The 7,166-nt window shown below is 41.6% G+C and carries 5 protein-coding genes; 3 read left to right on the forward strand and 2 right to left on the reverse strand.

Features of this window, described 5'->3' with window-relative positions; all coding sequences use genetic code 11:
* Positions 1-31 precede the first annotated feature (31 nt).
* Positions 32-1,036, reverse strand: a complete 1,005-nt coding sequence (gene gap, locus AAC978_RS12440; protein WP_341548378.1) for a type I glyceraldehyde-3-phosphate dehydrogenase — start codon at positions 1,034-1,036, stop codon at positions 32-34.
* Between the two features lie 202 nt (positions 1,037-1,238).
* Between gap and AAC978_RS12445 the strand changes: the two genes are divergently transcribed.
* The 3 genes from AAC978_RS12445 to AAC978_RS12455 all read left to right on the forward strand — a co-directional run bounded on the left by AAC978_RS12445 (position 1,239) and on the right by AAC978_RS12455 (position 4,125).
* Complete coding sequence (locus tag AAC978_RS12445) at positions 1,239-1,655, forward strand: OsmC family protein (protein ID WP_341548379.1); 417 nt, start codon at positions 1,239-1,241, stop codon at positions 1,653-1,655.
* A gap of 188 nt (positions 1,656-1,843) precedes the next feature.
* Positions 1,844-2,809, forward strand: coding sequence for a phosphodiester glycosidase family protein (locus AAC978_RS12450; RefSeq protein WP_445900308.1), 966 nt, complete (start codon positions 1,844-1,846; stop codon positions 2,807-2,809).
* A 26-nt stretch (positions 2,810-2,835) separates the two neighbouring features.
* Positions 2,836-4,125 carry a hypothetical protein gene (locus tag AAC978_RS12455; RefSeq protein WP_341548380.1) on the forward strand — a complete coding sequence of 430 codons (1,290 nt, stop codon included), beginning with the start codon at positions 2,836-2,838 and terminating at the stop codon, positions 4,123-4,125.
* A gap of 117 nt (positions 4,126-4,242) precedes the next feature.
* Here AAC978_RS12455 and AAC978_RS12460 read toward each other — a convergent pair whose 3' ends face one another.
* Entirely contained in the window at positions 4,243-7,050 is a 2,808-nt protein-coding gene (locus tag AAC978_RS12460; protein ID WP_341548381.1) for a UPF0182 family membrane protein, read from the reverse strand.
* Positions 7,051-7,166: the final 116 nt, after the last annotated feature.

The raw sequence follows: 7,166 nt of genomic DNA on the forward strand, positions 1-7,166 counted from the left end.
TGTATATCACGTGTTTCAGATAAGCGGGTGTTTAGAGATCACGACTAACATATTCGACAAGATCGGCTACTCGGCAGGAATAGCCCCACTCATTATCATACCAGGAGATAATTTTAATAAGGTTATCCTCAATTACCATCGTGGATAATCCATCGATAATTGACGAGGCTGGATTTCCGTTAAAGTCGCTAGATACTAAAGGTAGTTCTGTATAGTCTAAAATCCCCTTCAACTGGCCTTGACTGGCACTGCGGAGAACCTCGTTGATTTCTTCTTTAGTGGTGTTTTTCTCGATTTCTGCTACTAAATCAATTACCGAAACATTCGGTGTCGGAACGCGCATGGAAAAACCATTGAGTTTGCCTTTAAGCTCGGGTAAGACCAGAGCTACAGCCCTTGCCGCACCTGTCGTCGTAGGAATGATGGAAAGCCCTGCTGCCCGAGCCCGACGCAAGTCTCGATGCGATTGGTCTAAAATCTGTTGATCGTTTGTATAGGAATGAACAGTGGTCATCAACCCCCGTTTAATTACGAAATTATCGTGTATTACTTTAGCTACGGGAGCCAAACAATTGGTTGTACAAGATGCATTGGATATCACATGATGTTTTTGGGAATCATATTCTTTTTCATTAACGCCCATAACGATCGTTATATCTTCTTCCTTAGCCGGAGCGGTAATAACAACTTTGCGCGCTCCACTTTTTAGATGCTTCTGGCAAACAATGCCATTATTAAACTTACCACTAGACTCAACCACGACATCAACGCCTAATTCACCCCAAGGAATATCTCCAGGCTCTGTGTGGGAAACTACTTTGACCAGTTTGCCATCCACATAGAAGCCGTCCTGCGAATATTCTACATGTGCTGGAAAAATACCATGCACAGAATCGTATTTTAAGAGATGAGGCAAAATCTCACCAGTTGAGCGATTATTGACCGCAACGATTTCAATTTCTTCTCTTCCGTAAGCTGCACGAAAAACGTTCCGTCCAATACGACCAAATCCATTAATCCCAATTCGAATTGTCAACTTACCGCACTCCTTTATAAATCTCAATACAATACATACATTTGATAGTTTAGCATTTTTTTCAGTATGACACAATTACTTTTTGGTGGTAAATGTGACATACTTGATGGCTTTATTTAATCTACATATAGATATGTCATTCCTGTTTTAACTTTCCATTGGCTATACTATACACGAAAATCTAAATTTAGGAGGATCTGGTATGCAAGTCACTGTAACTCATATTAAAGAATTACACTTCGAAGGCGAGGGAGGCTCGAGGCTTCGTACGCAAATAGATAGTAGTGTGACCGCAGGCGGTTCAGGTTATGGATCTAGTCCTATGGAGCTTGTACTCATGGCCCTTGCTGGCTGCAGTGGCATGGACTGTGTAACAATCCTTGAAAAAATGCAAATTGATTATGATCGTTTTCAGATTACAGTAGTCGGCGAACGGGCTGCTGAGCATCCACGTATCTTCACCGATATAGAATTAACTTATGAGTTTTGGGGGAGTAATCTACCTAATGATAGAATAATGCGTGCTATTCAGCTTTCTTTGGAGAAATATTGCAGCGTGGCAAATATGATTGACAAGGCCGCTAACCTAACATATAAATTGGAAACCTATCCAATATAAACAGTATTTGTTTAGAATAAATTAATCCATTTTAAGTTGAACCTCAAGTCAGCTTTTGCTATACTTATTCGTGTTCATAGTTACACTCTGATAAGCCGCAAACCATAAGATGCGGCTTGTTTTTATCTTGCTTTGATGTAGATTATTAATGAAAAAGTGCACAATAGAGGAGTGATTGTTAGAACATCATGATGAAAAAAGGCAGAATCCGCTGGAAGATGATAATTACTTTCCTTATATTTAATATTATTTTTGCAAGCTGTCTTGTTCCTTTTGTATTATTCTGGGGACCTTTTGAAGCGCTAAAGGTGATGGCTGTCGGAGCAGTTGAGACATCACGTCATCCCCAGGTTGTGCGATTCTTTCTTTCCGATGAGAAAATCAGTGAGATTATGCACACCTATGATAATCAAGGGGCCCAAGTGGGATTAAATATTGACCGACAAACCAATACAGAAAATACGACATCAGGAATTATTATTGAAGATATTAAAGGTCAAAATTTCAAGGGAAAAGTCATGCTTATTACTGACCCAAAGCGAGTTAAAGTTGCGGTTACTCAAGAAATCGGGGTAGCAGGGGAACGGCTCACGGATATGGTCAAAAATGCTGAGGCAATTGCCGGAATCAACGCCGGCGGCTTTTATGATCCCAATGGTGAAGGTAACGGCGCTTTCCCTGATGGAATTACAGTAAAGGATGGAGAAATCGTCCATAACAATGTTGGTGATAAGACAGTCGACTTTATTGGCCTTAATGCCGAGGGGAAGCTTATCATCGGACCAATGAATATAAACGATATTAAAGAAAAAAATATTAAAGAGGGGGTAAGCTTTTATCCGCCTCTCGTTAAAAATGGCAAGCCAGCTGTTTCTGGAGATGGGGGCTGGGGAATTGCACCTCGGACCGGTATTGGTCAACGGGAGGATGGTACCATCATCTTTGTTGTGATTGATGGTCGTCAACCTACCTGGAGTATCGGAGCAACCTTAAGAGATATGATGAATGTATTTATAGAGTATGATGCCGTTGAAGCAGTAAATTTGGATGGCGGCTCCTCATCAGAGATGGTCTATAGCGGAAAAGTTATGAACAAACTTTGGAACATTTTTGGCGAACGGTATATCCCTACCGGATTTGTGGTTATGCCTTAAATGAATGGAATAATGGGGGTGTATACGTGAGGAAGAAGACGCGTGCATTTATGCGAACGCTAACAAGTTGGATTATTGTCTCTCTAATGCTCCAATTTACTTTTTATTTTTTCCTAAATGGACAGGTAGAAAAGATTATGGCTCCAGTCATAGCTCAACCTATCGTAGTCGAGAATTTAGAAGCTGAGATACCTGGAACAAATCTAGAGAACCTACAGATATCTTATGGTAAAGATTATTTAGCTTACCATGAAAACGGGGTGCTGAAGGTTTATAACCTACGTCAAGAAAAGGTAGTTTTTGAAAAAGCCCCGACCGGGGATAGCGATTATGATATGGGGGTTATTTACTATCAATGGCTCCCGGACCGTGATACCCTAGTTTACTTTTTCGCCCGTAAGAATCCAAATCCAACAACCACTGTCATCGTTCCTATTGAGGAAGTAGATGAACAGGGATCTGTAGATAATAGTGCAGCCACATCCCCAACAACTGAACCTGATGCTGTTGAGGATCCTAATCAGGCACCAAACCCAAATCCGACAACATTGGAAAAGCCTATTAAAAAGGTGCCGAAGACACGCACCGAAATCCGCTACAACAACCCACAGATAACTGAGGTCTTTACTTTGGAGCTTCCTCCCAGTGACGAAAAAGAAATTGCGCCCGATGATCGCTTTAACCGAAGTATTGATAGTTTCCCCGCTAGGGGTGAAATCAAGCAAATGGTTGTCTCCACCTTTACGAATCTGCTCTATCTGTCCATTGAGGATAAGGGGCAGTTCCAACTGATGGAGATTGATATCATGAAAAATGTCAGAAACTTAAATCGAGCGCAGGAAACGCTCGCTCAGCTGGCTGCTTCAGATAAGTTCGGAACCTTATATGCGAAAAGCACTTCCGGCCAATCTGAGCGGATTATTGCCTTACAGGGCTGGAATAGAGAAGTTATCTCCGAGGATTCTGATGATATTATTCTAGGAAACCGAGCCGGAACTCTATATTTGGGTCATGTTCAAAATAACACTTTAGTGAGCATACGCAGTGCAGAGGAGCATTCTGAGGAAGATAATCTAGAATTCAAAACCATCTGGGAAGGCTCGATACCCTTTGGCGACCACAAGAATGTAATTATTGGAGCTAAGAATGAAATCATCGTCTATGATGACCAAAAAGCTCATATTATCCAAGGCGGTAAGAACAAAGAGGTTACACTCAACGGCGAAGAAAATTATATTTCATTCGATGGGGTAGAGCTGATTCAAGTGACACGTGTCGGTATGTCGACCAAAATTAAACTTCAACCTCTCCAGTAAGACGATTCATAATTAAAGGCAATAAATATGTCAATACAATCAACAAGCAAAGACGGAAGGGCGAACTCTTCCGTCTTTGCTTGTTCTACCAGACTTTTGGCTTCGATCCTGGGCTTTCTACTGTGACATATTTTCTTCTTGGAGTGACTCCTGCTCAGCCTCAGGATAAGCGGTGCTACTTGTCATGGACCTTAACTGGTCTTCCAGCTGGTTGAGCAGTTCACGAAGTTGTTCAATTTGCTTGAGGAGAGATTGGGTATCCTTGATCATTGCGTTTTCTTGAGAAACCGAATTCCCAGCTGTGGAGCTCACAGAAGGTTCATTTTGATTCGCTGTATTCTCTTGGGGAGAGTTGGTTAGAAGGATTTTCGCACCAAAGAGTTGAGCAAGTGCGTCTTCAAGGGTTTCGGCCATAACAATCCTATCTTCGTAAGCGACGACAACCCGTCTCATTTCAGGAATGCTACCAACGGTATCAGCTTGTAAGTAAATTGGTTCCACATATAAAAAGTTCTCGGCGATGGGGAGCATTTGCAGATGACCACGTATAACACGGGAACCCTTTTGATTCCATAAAGCCAACTGTTTTGATATTTCCGGATTTTGATCGATTCGTGACTCAATCTGGAGAGGACCATTCACCTCAAGATTCTTGGGGATTTTATAAAGCTTTAATTCCCCATAATGCTCTCCATCCATGCGAGCAGCCAGCCAGCTGATCATATTGTTGCGACTGTTTGAAGAGCTCGAAGCTGGAGTAAAGGGAATCATTAAAGCTAATTCGTGTTGATTGCTACCGGGAATTCGCATGACGCAATAATGCGATTCGACGTTTTTGGGTTCCGAGCCAGAGGATTCTTTTGCTATATCCCAAGCATCTTCTTTGTTATAAAACTCAGCGGGGTCTGTCATATGGAAATTCTTCAACATATTGCTTTGGATTGTAAAGAGAGTCTCAGGGTAGCGTAGGTGTGCACGGAGTTCTTCGGACATTTCCGAGAGATCCTTAAAGACCCCTGGGAAGATTTTACGATAGGTTTGCAGGATAGGATCTGCGGTATCGACTGCATAAAAACTGACAGTTCCATCATAGGCATCAACCACAACTTTTACTGAATTGCGAATATAATTAATCTCTCGAGCTTGGTCCATACGAGAGTAGGGGAAGGTTTTCGAGATAGTATAGCCATCAATTATCCATCTCAGGCGTCCTTTATCGACAATCAAGTAAGGATTCTCATCGTATTTAAGAAAGGGTATAAGCTTTTCGACACGCTCCATAATGTTGCGGTGAAGCAGAATGCGACTTTGGGAATTCACCTCATTCGCTAAGTAAAATCGTGGTGTTGTGTGTTTTAGGGAGAGCATCAGTCGATTGAGGGGAGTGAGTTGAATACCCGACTTACCCTGATAGTTTGATTCTACATTAGTGTTGCCCTCAGGATAATCGAATTCCTTTATGGCAGTATTGACGACAACCCATTCATTGGTGAGTTCTCCGAAATAAATGCGAGGCTGAGTCAATTGAAACTCCTGATGATTGGTAGTGGGTGGTGCATCTCTAACAGCAAAGTTCGGTAGCCCTTCGGTAACAGCATTGGCAAAGGAAGCAACAACTCCAAAACCATGAGTGTATTTAAAACGGAAATTGACAAAGGTCTGTGCAGTACTCGCCAGATCATAGGGTGATAGCTCACGAGGAGCAAGCAACACTTGTCGATACTCACCATTGATTAGATAGCGATCAACATCGATGTCCGAGAACTTGTAATACTGCTTTATACCTTGTTTTTGAGTATAAATTTGGCTCATGAGGCGAGGATCGTTTAAGCTAATATTATTTAAGGTGGGTAGCTCTTGCTTAAGGAGATCTGCTGATATAGGTTCATTTCCTTTATATTCTTCTACGCTAATTTTATCCAGCCCATAGGCGAAACGCGTTAAAGATATCTCATTCTGAATATAAGGTAGTTCTTTAGCTAATTCGTTGGGTACCACGACTAAGGACTGAACAACTAAAGGCCATAGGGTTGAGAGAAGTGCGCCACCAAGCAAAACAAATAGAATAGGGAGGGTTAAAAATCTTATTTCATTCCTAAAAAATGACACCAGTCCACCGATGAGACCTAGGGCACATAAAACTATCAAGATCTTGAATGCCGGCAAAGTAGCAGAGATATCAGCATACCCTGCGCCTGCTATCAGTCCCTGTTGAGAATAAAGCAACCGGAAGGTACTAAAATAATAGCCAAATCCCTTGAAGGTAAAGAGAACCATCGCCAATAAGGCAAGGTGGCGGCGAGCAGCAGGACTTATTTCAATAGTATGTTTACGCCATAGAAGCATGGAGTGAAACCTGATAACGCCTGTGAAAATGTAGAATAAGGTAGTAATAATTGCCAGTAGAAAAAGAGGGCCGAAGAAGACACTGTAAATTGTATATAAAAAAGGAAGTTGAAACACATAGAAGCCCAGATCCTTGAAAAATATCGGATCTCCTTGACCGAACGGGGTAGGATTCATGAAGGTCAGGACCTCTAGCCAACCTGTGAACCCCGCTACAAAGCTCACACCAAAACTAACTAAAGCAGAAATTACTACTAACCAGATTGTCATCTTTTTTTGACTCAAGCGGTAGAAAGGACGATCCATTTCATGGACGAGCCTGAGGCGTTTTTTAAGTCGTTCATTAACAAAGGTTAGAATCGCATGGCGTATAGACAAGAGGGTTCCAGAGATAAAGAGGAAGAGAATGGTTCCATTGCCGACCTGAATAATCCCTTTACTTATTAGAGGTGTCCAAAAGAGTTGGTCGTAGCCAAGATCTGAGTACCATAACCAATCTTCAAAAAGACCACTTATAGCGAATAAGCTAATTATCAGGGAGGCAAGCAAGATAAGTAATAGGCGAAAAATTCGTCTCAATCCCATCCCTCCTTCGCATATGCTATTATTTGACATGTAACACTATTTTGCCCAATAACAAGAAAACCCAGAACTTATTCTTATAAATATATTAATGATTACAAAATATATATGAA

It is taken from the genome of Desulfitobacterium sp. THU1, assembly GCF_038181555.1.
Taxonomy (GTDB): Bacteria; Bacillota; Desulfitobacteriia; order Desulfitobacteriales; family Desulfitobacteriaceae; genus Desulfitobacterium.

Coding starts and splice junctions, on each gene's coding strand:
- AAC978_RS12445 (WP_341548379.1), top strand. CDS start 1,239: ATGCAAGTCACTGTAACTCATATTAAAGAATTACACTTCGAAGGCGAG.
- AAC978_RS12450 (WP_445900308.1), top strand. CDS start 1,844: ATGATGAAAAAAGGCAGAATCCGCTGGAAGATGATAATTACTTTCCTT.